The organism is Candidatus Arsenophonus nilaparvatae (genome assembly GCF_045346035.1).
Classification (GTDB): Bacteria; Pseudomonadota; Gammaproteobacteria; order Enterobacterales; family Enterobacteriaceae; genus Arsenophonus; species Arsenophonus nilaparvatae.
The window spans coordinates 3,083,586-3,099,876 of sequence record NZ_CP158507.1; the positions used below are offsets into that span (position 1 = coordinate 3,083,586).

The 16,291-nt window shown below is 35.4% G+C and carries 14 protein-coding genes; 4 read left to right on the top strand and 10 right to left on the bottom strand.

The features are described from left to right. Positions 1-41 precede the first annotated feature (41 nt). Both WH390_RS14330 and WH390_RS14335 read left to right on the top strand, forming a co-directional pair. Complete coding sequence (locus WH390_RS14330; RefSeq protein WP_052044894.1) at positions 42-788, top strand: energy transducer TonB; 747 nt, start codon at positions 42-44, stop codon at positions 786-788. 911 nt (positions 789-1,699) lie between these two features. Continuing rightward, the gene (locus tag WH390_RS14335) at positions 1,700-2,125 is read left to right on the top strand and encodes a GNAT family N-acetyltransferase (protein ID WP_032115596.1); all 426 of its coding nucleotides are present in this window, start codon (positions 1,700-1,702) and stop codon (positions 2,123-2,125) included. A gap of 99 nt (positions 2,126-2,224) precedes the next feature. Here WH390_RS14335 and WH390_RS14340 read toward each other — a convergent pair whose 3' ends face one another. The 4 genes from WH390_RS14340 to WH390_RS14355 all read right to left on the bottom strand — a co-directional run bounded on the left by WH390_RS14340 (position 2,225) and on the right by WH390_RS14355 (position 7,159). Further along, positions 2,225-3,496 carry a cytosine permease gene (locus WH390_RS14340; protein WP_032115595.1) on the bottom strand — a complete coding sequence of 424 codons (1,272 nt, stop codon included), beginning with the start codon at positions 3,494-3,496 and terminating at the stop codon, positions 2,225-2,227. Positions 3,497-3,505: 9 nt separating this feature from the next. After that, complete coding sequence (locus WH390_RS14345; RefSeq protein ID WP_032115702.1) at positions 3,506-4,192, bottom strand: helix-turn-helix transcriptional regulator; 687 nt, start codon at positions 4,190-4,192, stop codon at positions 3,506-3,508. A 205-nt stretch (positions 4,193-4,397) separates the two neighbouring features. Continuing rightward, positions 4,398-4,652 carry a helix-turn-helix domain-containing protein gene (locus WH390_RS14350; RefSeq protein WP_032115594.1) on the bottom strand — a complete coding sequence of 85 codons (255 nt, stop codon included), beginning with the start codon at positions 4,650-4,652 and terminating at the stop codon, positions 4,398-4,400. 560 nt (positions 4,653-5,212) lie between these two features. Further along, positions 5,213-7,159, bottom strand: a complete 1,947-nt coding sequence (locus tag WH390_RS14355) for an FAD-dependent oxidoreductase (RefSeq protein ID WP_032115593.1) — start codon at positions 7,157-7,159, stop codon at positions 5,213-5,215. A gap of 633 nt (positions 7,160-7,792) precedes the next feature. Between WH390_RS14355 and WH390_RS14360 the strand changes: the two genes are divergently transcribed. Beyond that, positions 7,793-9,205, top strand: a complete 1,413-nt coding sequence (locus WH390_RS14360; protein ID WP_032115592.1) for a nucleobase:cation symporter-2 family protein — start codon at positions 7,793-7,795, stop codon at positions 9,203-9,205. A 168-nt stretch (positions 9,206-9,373) separates the two neighbouring features. On the opposite strand, the gene WH390_RS14365 is transcribed toward WH390_RS14360, so the two are convergent. Next, the gene (locus WH390_RS14365) at positions 9,374-9,826 is read right to left on the bottom strand and encodes a hypothetical protein (protein ID WP_032115591.1); all 453 of its coding nucleotides are present in this window, start codon (positions 9,824-9,826) and stop codon (positions 9,374-9,376) included. A 1,183-nt stretch (positions 9,827-11,009) separates the two neighbouring features. Here WH390_RS14365 and WH390_RS14370 point away from each other — a divergent pair. Next, on the top strand, positions 11,010-11,507 hold the full coding sequence (locus WH390_RS14370; protein WP_032115590.1) for a TIGR00645 family protein: 498 nt from the start codon (positions 11,010-11,012) through the stop codon (positions 11,505-11,507). Positions 11,508-11,846: 339 nt separating this feature from the next. On the opposite strand, the gene mnmE is transcribed toward WH390_RS14370, so the two are convergent. The 5 genes from mnmE to rpmH all read right to left on the bottom strand — a co-directional run bounded on the left by mnmE (position 11,847) and on the right by rpmH (position 15,705). Beyond that, entirely contained in the window at positions 11,847-13,211 is a 1,365-nt protein-coding gene (gene mnmE / locus WH390_RS14375) for a tRNA uridine-5-carboxymethylaminomethyl(34) synthesis GTPase MnmE (RefSeq protein WP_148305572.1), read from the bottom strand. 113 nt (positions 13,212-13,324) lie between these two features. Then, positions 13,325-14,962 carry a membrane protein insertase YidC gene (gene yidC, locus WH390_RS14380; protein ID WP_032115588.1) on the bottom strand — a complete coding sequence of 546 codons (1,638 nt, stop codon included), beginning with the start codon at positions 14,960-14,962 and terminating at the stop codon, positions 13,325-13,327. Positions 14,963-14,964: 2 nt separating this feature from the next. Then, positions 14,965-15,225, bottom strand: coding sequence for a membrane protein insertion efficiency factor YidD (gene yidD / locus WH390_RS14385; protein WP_072012864.1), 261 nt, complete (start codon positions 15,223-15,225; stop codon positions 14,965-14,967). Then, positions 15,189-15,548, bottom strand: a complete 360-nt coding sequence (gene rnpA / locus WH390_RS14390; RefSeq protein WP_032115587.1) for a ribonuclease P protein component — start codon at positions 15,546-15,548, stop codon at positions 15,189-15,191. The genes yidD and rnpA overlap by 37 nt, the downstream gene beginning before the upstream one ends. A 13-nt stretch (positions 15,549-15,561) precedes the next feature. After that, on the bottom strand, positions 15,562-15,705 hold the full coding sequence (rpmH, locus tag WH390_RS14395; RefSeq protein ID WP_004906236.1) for a 50S ribosomal protein L34: 144 nt from the start codon (positions 15,703-15,705) through the stop codon (positions 15,562-15,564). Positions 15,706-16,291: the final 586 nt, after the last annotated feature.

The following is a 16,291-nucleotide window of genomic DNA, read 5'->3' on the forward strand; positions in this document are numbered from 1 at the left end:
ACAACCATATTAAACCTACTAAAATATTGAGATAAAAAACCATGATAAGACTGTTAGCTTATATTCTATTATCGATTATTTTACATACTGCTTTAATATGGCTGTGCTTTTCTACTTCGATTAATGCTACTCAGACATTATCAAGCCACCATAACATTTTCCCTAATACAACAATTACATTGATATCCGCCGGTATAGAAACAACATCAGAGATAAATAAATCTATTAGTGAAGAGCTACCGATTATTTTACCTGATTCAGCAATAAATCCAGTACTAACCGTTAACCCAAAACAAGAAAAAATTAATAACAAAAAAAAAGTAACAGAGGTCAAAAAGACCAACAACAAAACCTTTTCAGAAACCAAGAAGAAAATAAATAAGAATAAGAACAATAACCCATCTGTTGATCCAGCAGTCAATTTAGACGGAGACAATAATACTACTATGCAAGGAGGAGCACTAAATAATGATACTTCTCAAATAAAGGTAGGAGAACACAAAGAAGGTGAACGCTATTATTCGTTACTCAAACAAGAAATCGAGCGTCATAAAATGTATCCCCGTCAAGCCAGAAAGCAGCGCCATCGAGGGCGAGTACTATTACAATTTAATATCAATGCTGACGGTAGCTTATATGACGCTAAAATCATTCGCTCCTCTGGTTTCAATACCCTTGATAAGGCTGCACTAACGGCCATTATAAAGAGTCGTTCTATTGGACCTAAGCCCATTCATATTAGTTCAACCATGAGTACCGAGTTAGAGTTCAAACTAGATAGAAATTAAACATAATACTATCAATAAGTAACCTATATTTTAATCTGTTTTTGCACTAAACAAGAGGGAGGTAGCTGATTGTATTGAGGTGAGATCTATTTTAACCATGGCCGACCGTGCCGTTGTTAACTGGGCAAATAGAGCATGCTCTATCATTAATAGATAAAAAAATAAAACGCACCACAAGAAAAGAAGTGCGTTTTGATGTCAATTAACTTACTGAAATTAAGACTAAATTTATTGTTTTTAACTATTTACTTTATAGATATCACATACTTTTAACTATCATATAACAATGATTATTCTTACCACTTTTGCCCATTCGCATTTCATTACTTGTATCGATATAAAATCGATAAATTAATCCCTTTTATGTTATCTATACATTCCTTGATTTTATTATTAATATTTTTTCATCGTCAAAACGATTATTCTTGGTTTTAATTTTTGCAACTTAAATTTACATTATTAGAATTAATATCCATATTTCTACTTCCTCCATTATTTATTTAATTAAAAATATACCCTGGTGTTGGCAAAAGCCTTTAAACTAACTAAAAATTTTTCAGATAATAAATTGCTAAACTTTTAGTAAAAACAAATTAGTTATATCTTCTTTTGTTAATTACAGTAAACAAATTATAAGTTATAAAAAAGGTCAATAATTAACCTTGATTATCAGATGATTTTCTGTTAATAGGATGAAGCAGTTATTTTAGTGACAGCAAATTACCACAATAGCAGAAAGATAAAAATGAACATGAATTTTAAAAATATAAAAAAATTTAAAATTATAAATTTTTTTATTAAAAATCAAAAAATATGACAAAAAAACTTTATAACATGAATAGATAATTGGTAGACACAAAAATTAAATTAAAAATACATTTTTGGTAGTAAACAACAAGGATGATATGAATATGAAACTTATACTTAACGATAAAGAAAATATTGCAGAAGAAAATACCATCATCGATAGTTTGTGGAAACATAATTCCAATTTTACCAAGGTAGATATGCATCCGCTAAGAGTGACTTTAATGGATAACAATAATATTGTTGGGGGTTTGATTGCCAGAACATGGTGGGGTGGTTTAGATATCCAATATCTATGGATAGCAGAAAACTATCGAAAAAAAGGTTTTGGAAAAGATTTAATGAAAAAAGCAGAAGATGAAGCCATAAAAAGAAAATGTCATATGGCCTATGTTGATACTTTTGACTTTCAAGCCGTTAATTTTTATCAAAAATTAGGCTATAAGGAATATGGCCATTTAGACAAATTTGCTCATTGCTATACTCGCTATTATTTATCAAAGTCGCTGAAAAGCAGCGATGAATGCTAAATTAGTTAGCAGTAGTAACAACTTAAACTACTTTCTGGATCGACCAGCTCATCAAGAGTGGTCGCCATTAATATAATTTTTTCGTTGTTACACCGTTAGTTATCTCTTAATTTTACTTAATAAACCATAAATAATACAAGCAGCGAGTAGAGAATTAATCGTCGGTATGCCTACTTCTACGGTTATGCCAATAATACTGGCTATTATACAGGCGCAAACAGCATTCCAACCAATTAAAGGTGTGTCTTTATTGGCTGGAATTTTTTCTAGTTGTTGCGTTTCCTGAAGAATATTTCGATGGGTCTTTATAATAAAATAATCCGTTAACATAACACCAACTATCGGCGGAAAGACGACACCAAGGATGGTCAAAAAACCAACAAACCTGTCTAAAATACCCAAAACAGAAAGAGTTGTACCAATGATACCTATGGCTAAAGTGATAATAGTGTAATTAACTTTTTTGCCGGTCAATACTGAAATTGAATTGGCAATACTTAATGACGATGAATAAAGATTAATATCATTTACACGTAAAGTAGAGAAAATAACCACTAACAAGCCAATACCACCAGCCGCTTGCGTCATAATGGTTACGACATCTGCCGTATTTAATGCCCTGGCTAATAATATAGCCAGCCCATTAATGACAAATTCGCCAAGAATAATTGATACCATAACCATCCAAAATACCTGACGGCTATTTTTTGAATATCGACTCATATCTGGCGTAATAAGCGTGGCAACGATACATCCTCCCATGATTAATGTGATTGCAGAAGACAGTGTTATTGTTTCACCGCCAGGAACTGACTGAATCAAATCCATGCTATTATGATGTTCAAGAATTCCTGCCGAAATAAATAAAATCACGATGACAAAAAAAGGGACCGCAATCCAGGCCGTAAATCGTAGCGCTTTAAAACCAAAAGCAACTAGGATCGTCAAAAATAAACCGGATAACGTTGCTGACCATTCAAAACCCAATTTATGACCTAATGCATAATTAAGCCCTTTAGCAAAAACTGCATTTTGTACCCCAAACCAACCTATCAAGCTAATGGCTATTGTAAGACTGACCAAAATTGATCCAATGCGCCCAAAGCCACACCATCTAGCTAAAAGGCTACTGGACAACCCTTCTTTCATTCCCGCAAAACCTAAACCAAAAGTAATAATGCCAAAAATAATACTACTAATAAAAATAGCTAAAAAAGCGTTAGCTAAAGTCATTGAATTACCTAATACTGCACCTAGCATAAATTGATCTAAGGCGGTTAACATACCAGCATGAACTAATGTAACACTCAAAAAGGATAAACGTATATTGGTGGGGACACGATTTGTTGGATAGTTATCTATTAAATTCATATAATTAATTCACTTTGTTATAAAGAGAACACCTGGAGTTAAAAACCGTTCAGGTATAAAGTTATCAAGGGAATATGTTTTACAGTATTCAATAAGTTGTCTGGCCGAATTAACACCCATTTTTTGATAAATAACCTGTAATTTATGATTTACTGTTATAGGTGAGAGATTTAAATATTTTGCTATTTCTTTACTACCGAATCTTTGTTGCAGTAAAAATATTATTTCAAGTTCTCGTTTGGAAAAAAAACTACTTTCTTGATAAGTTTTTAATATATTGACAGCTTTTTTTTCATGATAGATCAATGGGTTTATATTAAGTATTTTTTTTGCATTCCATAAAATTCCAATACACTCTTTATCTTTATTTAAAAGGGGGATTTTTTCACTGATATACGGTATTAAGGTAGAACTTCCATTCCAATAATCTATTTCAATTACTCTCGTCGTAGAGGATTCAATTTTCGTTAATTCGTCATGTTCTTTAAGCTCGTGAAATAATTTACTCCAACTAGTAGGAAAAGCTTCATCCATTTTACCTTCAATGGAAAAATTTTTTGGTGTATTTGTGAAAAGGCGGGCAGAATTATTCATATAAATATGCTCTGAATTTATACTTTTAATTCCCCAAGGTTCATCAAGATTTTCTATCATCATAATAATTGAATCGATAATATTAATGGATATATCATTCATATTATTGCACATCAAGACCTCTTAATAACTTAGTAAACAATATCATATGTAATTTCATAAGGTGATAAGATGAATTAGAAAATTATTTTTTCTCAAAAAATATTTAATTTTTTAATCCTAAATTTGAACTTTGTCACATTAAAAAAATAACATTAAGATTATTAAATCGAAATAGTCGTTCACAGCAAAATAATTTTTTATTAAGTTATACATTCAATATGAATGCTTCTATTGGAAAGCTTTTTGGACTATCGCAATAATAACTTGGCAAGATTGCAGATGGATGGTGCTCTATACCAGCAATAATATTCTTTTCACCAATTGAAAAAAGGCGAAAAAGTCTATTTTTTAGTACTTTTGAGTTTAATCCGAATTTACGGGAAATTGATGATAGAGTTATATTTTCTGGTAATACAGCAACAATGTTAGCGCAGAGCAAGTTATAGCTAAAATCAAACATCTTTACTATCCCTTCTATTTTGGAGGCGATCCAGATAAGGTTTGCAGACCGGCACTAACTCCGGCGAGCCTTTCGGCTCCCCTACCTGAACCGCCATAGAGGGCGCTACAAGTAGCACTGGTAAAACTTCTTACCAGTGTGTTAGTGAACAAGGCTGCAAAACCTCGGTTATTGGCGTCTACCAATAACAATATTACTTTAGCTGATTACGTTTTCTGACTCAATAGTTAATTAAACAATTTACATCTTTACGTATATTGGCAAATTTATCTTAATTTACTCATTTTATTGAAGAGGTTACTGCTAATTTAAGATCACAGTTTTACTGTTAGATTATATTGGTCTTTTGTTTGATTTTTCGATTTTCCCGCTATCCTGATAATAGAAAACTAATTTTTTAAAATATTAAATTTATCATTTTTATTAATGTAAAAAACGGTTTAATGCTTAATATATTAATATCGTTAAACCGTTTATAACCAATCAACCATTCAAACAGTTATCTACTTTTATCTGTTATATTATTCTCTACTATGATTGATCAATGTTATTTTTATAACTCATTGACCATTAGACGTTTTTCGATCAAACAGGTTAAGAATATCCCACGCAGCTTGTCGACCCGCAGCCATTGCCGTTACAACTAGATCTGCACCATGCACGGCATCACCACCAGCAAATACTTTATCGTTACTAGTTTGTGTTAACAAACGCCCTTGACCTCCGGTTTGGAGCAACCCCCAATCATCAAGTTTAATATTATGTCCCCGTAACCAAGGCATGTCATGTGGTTGAAAACCAAAAGCAATGATTAATACATCCACCGCCAGTTCAAATTCTGAACCGGCAATAAGTTGCGGCCTTCGCCGCCCATCGTTACCTGGTTCCCCCAACTGAACCCGGGTCAGTCTCACCGCTGATACTTGTCCAGTATCATCTAATATAATCTGCTGAGGTGAAACGTTAAATAAAAACTCAACGCCTTCTTCTCGTGCATTAATCACTTCTTTTTTCGAACCTGGCATACTAGCTTCGTCGCGTCGATAAGCACAAGTTACACTGGCTGCGCTGAGACGCACTGCTGTACGCAGACAATCCATTGCAGTGTCACCACCGCCTAATACCACGATATTTTTGCCTGTTACGTCACACCAAGGATAGCGAGGATCATCTTTTAATCCCATTACCCGTCTCGTGCTGGCAGTCAAAAAATCTAGCGCCTGAATTACGCCTGATGCATGCTCATTTTCCAATCCAATATTCATCAAACCATAGGTTCCAATGCCGAGAAAAATAGCGTCATAATTATTAGCCAACGTAGAGAAAGCAATATCCTGACCAATTTCGCAATTGAGATGAAACTGAATACCCATCGTACTGAAAATCTCGCGTCTAGAACTTAACAACTGCTTATCAAGTTTGAAAGGAGGTATACCAAAAGTAAGTAATCCACCGATCTCGGGATGACGCTCATAGACATCAGCCTTAACCCCCGCTCTTGCAAGGATATCAGCACAACCAAGCCCGGCTGGTCCAGAACCAATTATCGCCACTCGTTCTGAACGCTGGCTTACTTGTGATAAATTTGGTTGCCAGCCTTGTGCCAGTGCAGTGTCAGTGATGTAGCGCTCCAAATTTCCAATAGCGACCGATCCCCCATGTTGTTTCATGGTACATGCACCTTCACATAACCGCTCCTGTGGACAGACGCGACCACATATTTCTGGTAAAGAACTGGACTGATGACATAATTCAGCAGCTGCAATAATGTTTCCTTCACTGGCTAACTGAATGAAATCCGGTATATGGTTATGTAAAGGGCATGTTAAATTGCAGGATGCTTTTTGCGCGCAATAGAGGCAACGACTGCTTTCATAACTAGCTTGTTGTTGATTAAGCGCAATATAAATTTCGGCAAAATGTTGAATACGTTGCTGGGCAGAAACTTTCTGCGCTCCTTTTCGCAGCGGCTTATTCAGTATCTGTTTACGTCGTGGCTGTTTTTCAAGCTGGCGAAAATTTCTATTTACTGTTCTTTGTTGTCTCTCTTGACGCAAAGTTAACAACGATTGTTCATCAACAATCCGTAACGCCTGCGTGGGACAATGTGTCACACAAGCTGGTTGGTCAGCATTAATTGTCTGACACATATCACATTTTTGTGCCAGGGCGATATCTGAATCCACTGCCGGCACCATATCAATGGCGCCAAACGGGCAGGCCACAATACAACTTTTACAACCAATACAGCGAGTTTGATCAAGCTGAACAGTTGCGCTAACAAAACGCAATGCATCCACCGGGCAACTGGTAATACAAGGAGCGTTATTGCAATGACGGCAGGTTACTGCAATACTGTTTTTCGCGTCATTCAATACCCTTATACGCGGAACAAACTCACGAGTGCTCTGTGGCCAACGTTGATGATTATGAGCAACTACACAGGCAATTTCACAAACATGACAACCGATGCATTCACTTGGATCAGCAATAATTAATTTATTCATTCGCTCTCCTAGCTAGTAAGTTCAGGTATACTGTCCCAATCAGGATGCAATAATTGGGCAAATATTTTTAATAATTTAGGCCTAACATAAAATTTTGTGATTCGCTTCAAAAATTTACCTTTATCATGTTTAGCACTATCCATCTTCTTGTCATAAATTATTCTCACTTTGAGAATGACGTATCACAGTGAAACCAGGAAATATCTCTTTTCGACTAATAAAAGCCGGATAAAAGTAAACTTTGCCACTATAGCAAGTAATATCGATTGTGATTTTAGTGCAGAGTTGAAAACTAATAGCCGTAATCAGCAGCTTTTCCTTTATTCTCAAGATGAGAATTAGCCCCAAGTATAAAATAAGCATATTTGATCCGTTTTTAATGATACCTTCCTATTTACCGGCCCGGCCAACAACAAAACGTGATTTGATTCACGAATGGCACCAACATTTTTACTTCTTTATTTATATTGGCATGGGTTACGCATGGATATTGATATTTGCTGAAATGCTGATTGGAGCAATTTAGACCAGTTTGTATGCCAAATACTGTTCTAACACGTACATTAACTGTTCTTTCCAAACACCGATCAGCCCGGTTAACGAAGTACTCACCAATAGGAGTGATGTAACTTTATGAAAGGATCTGTTCTCTCCAAGCACCAATCAGCCCCAGTTAACGAAATACTTCCCATTGGGCAAATGATACTTTACGGACTGCAACATGTTTTAGTGATGTATGCTGGCGCAGTCGCCGTTCCATTAGTTATCGGTAATGCTGTCGGCTTACCCGTAGAGCAAATTATTCTATTAATTAGTACTGATCTGTTTATCTGCGGAATAGCAACTATTGCCCAATCGTTCGGTTTTGGGGCATGGATTGGCTGTCGCTTACCATTAGTGCAAGGCTGCACATTTGCCGCACTGGTTCCAATGATGCTAATCGGTAAACAGTATGGTATTAGCGGCATTTCCGGCGCCGTAATTATTGCCGGATTATTCACGCTGATATGCGCACCCTGGATATGCCATCTTGTACGTTTTTTCCCTAAAGTTGTCATGGGTTCGATTGTGACATTGATTGGGCTTTCGCTAACGCCCGTTGCAGGCAATTGGATTATTAGTGGCAATAGCGGGAGCATTCTACCGCTTGTCATGGCAGCTCTGACACTTATTATTATTCTTCATATCTATCACTTTATGACAGGAATGATCAAAAATATTGCTGTGCTTCTTGGTTTAATAGGTGGTACAGTTATCTGGAGTTGCTTTCTGCCGCTTGATTTTCATTTCGTCAATTCAACACCCTGGGTTAATTTTCCCCAAATTATGTGGCTAGCTAAGCCCGAATTTCACATTGTCCCGGTCGCACTACTATCTATGGTTATGGTAGTCGTGATGATAGAAACTATGTCATCAATGATGATTATTGGCGATATGGTTGACAAAAAGGCCGATGCTACCACTTTACGTAACGGTCTCAACGCCTGTGGTATTGCAACTATGGTAGGAGGGCTGTTTAATCTTTTTCCCTATGCTGCGTTTGCTCAAAATGTTGGTCTGATTGGTCTTACCGGTGTGCGTAGCCGCTTCGTTGTCTCTGTTTCGGGAGTGCTTCTCATTCTAATGGGGATGTTTGCCAAAATGGCCGCATTGGTGGTAGCAATTCCTAAACCGATATTAGGAGGAGCCGGCGTCATAATGTTTGGTATGGTCGCCGTATCAGGAATTCGCACGCTCAGCAGTATTACCTATCGACATAATAATAACGAAATGGTAGTAGCACTAACATTAGCTCTTGGCCTGATGCCTATCATGGTACCACAATTATTTGAAGGTTTTCCTAGCATGATGCAAATGTTCCTCCATAGCGGCATCACCATAGGTACAGTGATCGCCATTCTGGCCAATTTAACGCTTAATAAAGCATCGTCCACGCTGATGGAAGAAACAGATCCTTCGTCCGCCAATATGTCACCATATGCCCCTATAAGAGCAATAAAACGATGGTTATTATTGAGAAAAACCGAGAAAAATCAGGAAAATTAGTAAAATAAAATCAACGATTAACGGCTGCATTTACTTATTAGCAAGTTAATCGTTAACATTTAAACAATAACCCAAACTTCAACCAGTGTTGAGTTTGTAGTTTTCACTAGCCTTTGTTATAAGTAACATACTTTAACTTAGGCTCAGCGAAAAGTGCTCTCAATAACACTATTTATCAATATAATAGCGGCCAGTATTAACTCTCTGCCCTCCAATACCTTTACTTTGTTGATAAAAATAGACGCCGCTATGTTCATTTTCACATAGTAAGGTGATGGTATAGTGGGTAGTTTGACCTTCAAACTCTTCTTGGGCGTCAATTACACCAATATTTGGCTCCACCAGGCGATAACGATATTTTCCGTGGTATTGTTTGCCATTATTGAGAATATGGTAATCGTATTTACCATCAGCAGAGAAAACCATTTTATAAAGTACACCGGCCATCGGATTATCAGCAGAATAGGGTTGTGTGACTTCCATTAACAGCGGTCGTTTGGTCAATTTATTCATTAAGTTGCAGGTTGTTGCATTCGCGGAGAATCCAGTTGTCAGTAAATAAGCAATCGTTAATAGTTGGAAGTTCCAGCGGCGCCAAATAACAAGAAATTCGACAATCATAATCACTCCTATAATCAGATAGCTATAAAAATTATCAATTTTAACAAAACAGAAACATATTAATGTTTATTATTTTTTATAGCTATTATGATTGGCTTATTTGTGCGATCTGTCTCATTGAAAATTGATGATTGATAATAGTCAGATTTGATAGACATCTAAAAAAACATTAATTCATCTGCTAGCTCAAATTCTGCTTTTAAATTCGATATTACGATAAAAACATAATGTAAATAATATGTTAATATTTTAGTCGAGAGCGCCTAACCATATTATTAGAAGATCCAGCTGAAAATCAAATTTCATATATTATGCTAAACTATATTTCTTAATATTGATGAGTTTTTTATTTATTATAATATATTAATCTGCATGCTTTATATTAATCAATTAATTTATCTTTCAAATAGATAATTAAATCATACTTAACTTTATTAATATGGTTTTTATTTGCGCTGATTGTCTATGATAAAACATCTCTTAATGGTCTTTTTTTTAACCACTATTAAATATTAATTTTTAGCATATTTAGTCAAAAATAAATATGATTGCTCTAATTTCAAACAGTGCTTTATATAATATTAACACAACCAATAAATATTTAATCTAATGAGCTCTAATATTTATATAAATTTAAAAATTTTTTTTAAATATTTGCTTATATTTTCAATTGAATCATTTCATTATTAAATAAATTAATGTATTCTATCATTTCTAATGATGACCAAGATAAGATTTAATAGATTAATATAATAAATAATATAGCAATTACTAATTTAATATAAATATTTTGAAATTTTAATAGAATAAATACCATTTATCATTAGCTATATTCAATTTATTTTTATTATAACGAATTGATAAAACAATATGCTAGTGATGAAGCCAATTGTCTTCTTAGAATGTTTTTTTATTGTTAATAAAATATTAAAAATAAAAACCAAGAAAGAAAATGAAGATCCCTAATTACACTTAATGATAAACTAGCTTTAGTCACGAAATCCGTATTACGAATGGTATTTAACAAAAAACTTTTATATTGGAAAATATCTCAATCTAGTACTAATGATAATTATCAAAATCACATTATAAAACAGTATCTAAGTTTTGTTTCTTTTTTAAGCAAAAATAATACTTTTGGCAATTAAATTTTAGAAATTCACTTAAAAAAAGGATAAATAACATGGAAAAGTCGATAGAAAAAATCATTTACGCATCAAGATGGCTACTTTTTCCTGTTTATATAGGACTATCATTTGGATTTATTTTACTCACTTTAAAATTTTTTCAGCAGATAATTCATATCATTCCTGAACTTTTTACTATCACTGAATCAGGATTAATATTAACGGTTTTATCGCTGGTTGATATTGCACTGGTTGGTGGGCTTTTAGTTATGGTGATGTTTTCAGGTTACGAAAACTTTATTTTAAAAATGACCGTTGATGATAAACATCAAAAATTAAGCTGGATGGGCAAAATGGATGTCAATTCCATTAAAAATAAAGTTGCCTCATCAATTGTTGCTATTTCTTCGGTTCATCTTTTACGACTGTTTATGGAAGCTGAAAAAGTAGCCGATAATAAAATAATGTGGAGTGTAATTATCCATTTGGCTTTTGTTTTATCTGCCTTTGGCATGGCTTATATTGATAGAATGAGTAAAAATACCAAAAGCTAATGAATCGAGTTAAATCATTCTCCCCTGTGCTATATAACAATAGGGAAAAATTATCTCCTTTTCGCCAGGGTTAGATAAACATATTCCGATAAATTACAGTAAAAATGGTCAGTTAATTTGCGTTATTTAATAATATTTAAAACCGTTGAAATATTAAACTACTTAAAGCAAAACATTTTAATCGAAAATAGAGCCAACTAAAGAACAATTTGTGATCCAGAAACAGTAACAACTCTCGACCTTTAGGCCGAGAGGATATCAATGTAGCTTAAAATTTAACAAGTCATTGCCTGAAATAGATCTGCCTGCTGATGTGGAGTGATTGTTTTTGTTTACATGCTATTTTCCAATACAGAAGCTGGAAAAAATACGACCTAATAAGTCATCGGAGCTAAATTCCCCTGTAATTTCACTTAATGCCTGTTGAGCCAAACGAAGTTCTTCTGCTAATAACTCACCAGAGTGAGCAACTACTAACTGTTGATAACCTTGCTGTAAATGCTCTGCGGCAATATTAAGTGCTTGAATATGACGTCGTCTGGCTAAGAATCCGCCTTCTATATGATGATTAAATCTAATGCTTTCTTTCAAATGTTGACGTAATAAATCAATACCTTCTTTGCGATAGGCTGACAGGCGAATAAGTGAGTAATTACTAACTTTTGTTATTGTTACTGGTTCATTAGTAATATCGACTTTATTTCTAATCACCGTAATAGGCAAAGATTTCGGCAATCGCGCCATAAATTCCGGCCAAATCTGCTCAGGTTCAGTTGCTTCTGTAGTGGTGCTATCCACCATAAATAATATATGATCTGCTTGCTCTATTTCTTGCCAGGCTCGCTCAATACCTATTCTCTCAACTTCATCTGTCGCTTCACGTAAGCCTGCCGTGTCAATAATATGCAGAGGCATACCATCAATATGAATATGTTCACGTAATACATCTCTGGTTGTGCCAGCAACATCCGTTACAATCGCCGTTTCACGGCCAGATAGCGCGTTTAATAAGCTAGATTTACCTGCATTCGGTCGTCCTGCAATCACAACCTTCATGCCTTCTCGTAATAAGCTACCTTGATAAGCTTGTAAACGCACACTATCCAAATGGGCTATTACCTGATTCAATTTTGTTTCTATCTTACCATCAGATAAAAAATCAATTTCTTCATCTGGAAAATCAATTGCAGCTTCAACGTAAATACGCAAGTTAGTAAGCGCTTCCACCATTTCATAAATCTGCTGTGAGAAAACACCCTGTAACGAATTTACCGCTGAACGAGCAGCCTGCTCAGTGCTTGCATCGATTAGATCAGCAATAGCTTCCGCCTGAGCTAAATCCATTTTGTCATTAAGAAAGGCGCGCTCAGAAAATTCACCTGGATTAGCAATCCGGATCTCATTGATAGCTAAAATCCGTTTAAGTAATAAATCAATAATGATAGGCCCACCATGCCCTTGCAATTCAAGAACATCTTCACCAGTAAATGAGTTGGGGGCAGGAAAATAGAGGGCAATTCCCTGATCTAACACTTTGCCATTGTTATCATAGAAAGGCAGGTAATCCGCATAGCGAGGTCGAGGTATTTTACCTAAAACAATGCGGGCAACTTCAACAACTTTTGGCCCTGATATTCGCAAAATACCAACACCACCACGTCCAGGAGGGGTTGCCTGCGCAATAATTGTATCATTGGTATATATACTCATTTTACTCTCAATTCTTACCATAAATATGATTAAGGCGGTCTAATGACCGCCTTAATACATTTTCTATTTTGTTATTTCTTTAATTGCAAATAACAAAATGCCAAAACTTATTTTTTATCGCGACTATGTAGGCCACGCTTTTCTAATCCACGATAAATAATTTGTTGCTGGATAATCGTCACCAGGTTACTAACGATATAGTATAAAACCAAACCAGAAGGAAACCACAAGAAAAATACCGTAAAAATAACCGGCATATAGGTCATAATCTTCTGTTGCATAGGATCAGTTACTGTCGTTGGCGACATTTTCTGAATAATATACATCGTCAAACCCATTAACAACGGTAGAATATAGTATGGATCCTGAGCTGATAGATCTTGGATCCAACCAATAAAGGGAGCATGGCGCAGCTCGACAGAACCCATCAACATATAATATAAAGCTAGGAAAATAGGCATCTGAATCAATAAAGGCAGACAACCACCTAACGGATTGACTTTTTCTGCTTTATAGAGAGCCATCATTTCTTGGCTCATACGTTGCTTATCATCACCAATCCGTTCTTTCATCGCCGCAAGTTTAGGCTGCAACAGACGCATTTTTGCCATTGAAGTATATTGTGCTTTAGTTAATGGATACATAATCCCGCGCACAATAAAAGTAATAACAATGATGGAAAAGCCCCAGTTACCTATAAAACCATGAATAAATTTCAATAATTTAAATAACGGTTGAGAAATAAACCACAGCCAACCATAGTCCACAGTTAAATCTAAATGTGGTGCAACTGCTGCCATTTCCGATTGTAATTCAGGACCTACCCACAAGGTTGAGGTGTAATTACCTTTACTATTAGCTGCAACTGTTATTGGCGAACTCTTATAGCCAATAATAGCAATGGATTTATCTAAATCGATTGTATAAAAAGCGTTTTGGTTCTGATAGCCAGGGATCCATGCTGTAGCAAAATATTGCTGCAACATTGCGACCCAACCACCTTTAGTATTAACGTTTAAACTATTATCAGTAATATCACTGAAACTATATTTTTTATAATTTGTTTCATCGGAAGAATATGCTGCGCCACGATAAGTATGTAAGGCAAAATTATTACTTCCTGTATCACGCTCTTTTGGTAGTTCTGCAGTCTGTTTTAACTGACCAAAAAAAGCTAGCGTCAATGGTTTGGCACTATTATTGTCAATATTATACTCAACAGAAATATTATATTTACCACGTTTTAATAGATAGACTTTCTGATAAACTACTCCATCTTTACCAGTAAAGGTAAGAGGAACACGCAGTTCATCTTGGCCATCTTGCAACACATAACTAGTTGCATTTGAGAGATATAAAGGACGCAATCCATTATTGTAGCCAGGGTTATCGGGACCATCCTGACCGATCAAGCCGCTCTGTGCTTGATAAATAAAATCTTTACTGGTTTCCAATAAACGAAACGGATCAGATGAATGTAATTCCTTAGGGTAAAGCAACAGCTCAGCCTGATCAATATCGCCGCCACGGGTATTGATGCGTAATTCAAGCACATCAGTTTTTACTGTGATAAATTTAGCTTGCTCATTACCTAGATTAGCTTGGTCATCATGACTTGGCATATCCATTTGTTTTACAATTTGGTCAGTCTTTATAGGTTGTGTTTTATCACTTTCCCATGTCTGCCAAATTAAAAACGAAACAAATAGCAAAGCGATGAATAAAAGATTGCGTTGCGAATCCATCGTTAATGTTCTCTATTATGGTCATTCTGTCTAGGTGGAACAGGATCGTCACCACCTCTATGTAAAGGATGGCATTTTAATACGCGTTTCATCATTAACCAACCACCTTTTATCAATCCAAATCGATATAGTGCTTCGATCCCATATTGGGAACAGCTAGGGTTGAAACGGCAGCGCGGCCCTAATAATGGACTTACTATCAATTGATAACCTCTTATTATCGAGATTAAGAACCGCGAGCCAAACGACAGTGACGACGCCATAATTTGCCTAATGTTTCGGTGATTTCTTGATTATCCAAATCAGCAACCCCCTTTCTTACTAATATCACAAAATCCATCGAAGGCAACTCATGCTGATGTAAACGAAAATATTCTCTCATTAATCGCTTAATTCGATTGCGTTCATGTGCCCGTTTAACATTTTTTTTTGCGATAGTAAGACCGATGCGCCGGTATCCCAGCTCATTGAGGCGTCCAAGAATGGTGATTTCTGGAGAACTCGCCCGTTGTGGCTGCTGAAAGACATAATCAAAATGCCTGGGAGTTAATAATCTTAACTCCCTAGGAAAAGCAAGCATAACCACTTCGATAGGGTTATTACTTTGAAGAAACGGTCAGACGAGCGCGGCCTTTAGCACGACGACGAGCCAAAACCTGACGACCATTTTTAGTGGCCATACGAGCACGGAAACCGTGAGAACGGTTACGTTTTAGTACGGACGGTTGAAAAGTGCGTTTCATAGCGGTTTCTACCTAACTTAACAAAATAGTTATTATTGATTCAGTAAATTCGTGGGTGACCAGTGGAACAAACAATACTGATATATCCAATCGTAACAACACCAATATAGCAAAGAGGCAGGATTGTAATAAAATATCTAGCATTACGCAATGCGGGAGAAAAATTCAACGCTTTTCTCCACCATTAGCTACGATAAAACTTAAACGAATACCCTACTTTCCTTTCTTACCAAGCACTGCCAGAAAACTGGAAAAATGATGATATCACCCACAAGGTGCAAAATTATACGGATTCTCATGGAAATCTCAAGGATCATTAAAAGATCAAAAAATTATTTGGCTCAAAATAGAGACTAATCGTCTAGTTTGATCTAAAGTTATCTGTTACTAGGTGTTATGTATATCTAATATATGTGCTAGTATTCTTTTTACTTCCTTATTCATTTTATACATCTTGATCCTAAATTTAATCCTGTGGATAAAAAGTGCTAAAACTGTGTAAAAGAGTGAGGATCTTATTCAAATTTTGCGTTATGATCTATTATAGTGTACTGAGATCATAGCTTGTACAAGCTGATTTAGTTTA

Coding starts and splice junctions, on each gene's coding strand:
- WH390_RS14335 (WP_032115596.1), top strand. CDS start 1,700: ATGAAACTTATACTTAACGATAAAGAAAATATTGCAGAAGAAAATACC.
- WH390_RS14340 (WP_032115595.1), bottom strand. CDS start 3,496: ATGAATTTAATAGATAACTATCCAACAAATCGTGTCCCCACCAATATA.
- WH390_RS14355 (WP_032115593.1), bottom strand. CDS start 7,159: ATGAATAAATTAATTATTGCTGATCCAAGTGAATGCATCGGTTGTCAT.
- WH390_RS14370 (WP_032115590.1), top strand. CDS start 11,010: ATGGAAAAGTCGATAGAAAAAATCATTTACGCATCAAGATGGCTACTT.
- WH390_RS14350 (WP_032115594.1), bottom strand. CDS start 4,652: ATGTTTGATTTTAGCTATAACTTGCTCTGCGCTAACATTGTTGCTGTA.
- yidD (WP_072012864.1), bottom strand. CDS start 15,225: ATGGCGTCGTCACTGTCGTTTGGCTCGCGGTTCTTAATCTCGATAATA.
- yidC (WP_032115588.1), bottom strand. CDS start 14,962: ATGGATTCGCAACGCAATCTTTTATTCATCGCTTTGCTATTTGTTTCG.
- rpmH (WP_004906236.1), bottom strand. CDS start 15,705: ATGAAACGCACTTTTCAACCGTCCGTACTAAAACGTAACCGTTCTCAC.
- WH390_RS14365 (WP_032115591.1), bottom strand. CDS start 9,826: ATGATTGTCGAATTTCTTGTTATTTGGCGCCGCTGGAACTTCCAACTA.
- WH390_RS14360 (WP_032115592.1), top strand. CDS start 7,793: ATGAAAGGATCTGTTCTCTCCAAGCACCAATCAGCCCCAGTTAACGAA.
- WH390_RS14330 (WP_052044894.1), top strand. CDS start 42: ATGATAAGACTGTTAGCTTATATTCTATTATCGATTATTTTACATACT.
- WH390_RS14345 (WP_032115702.1), bottom strand. CDS start 4,192: ATGAATGATATATCCATTAATATTATCGATTCAATTATTATGATGATA.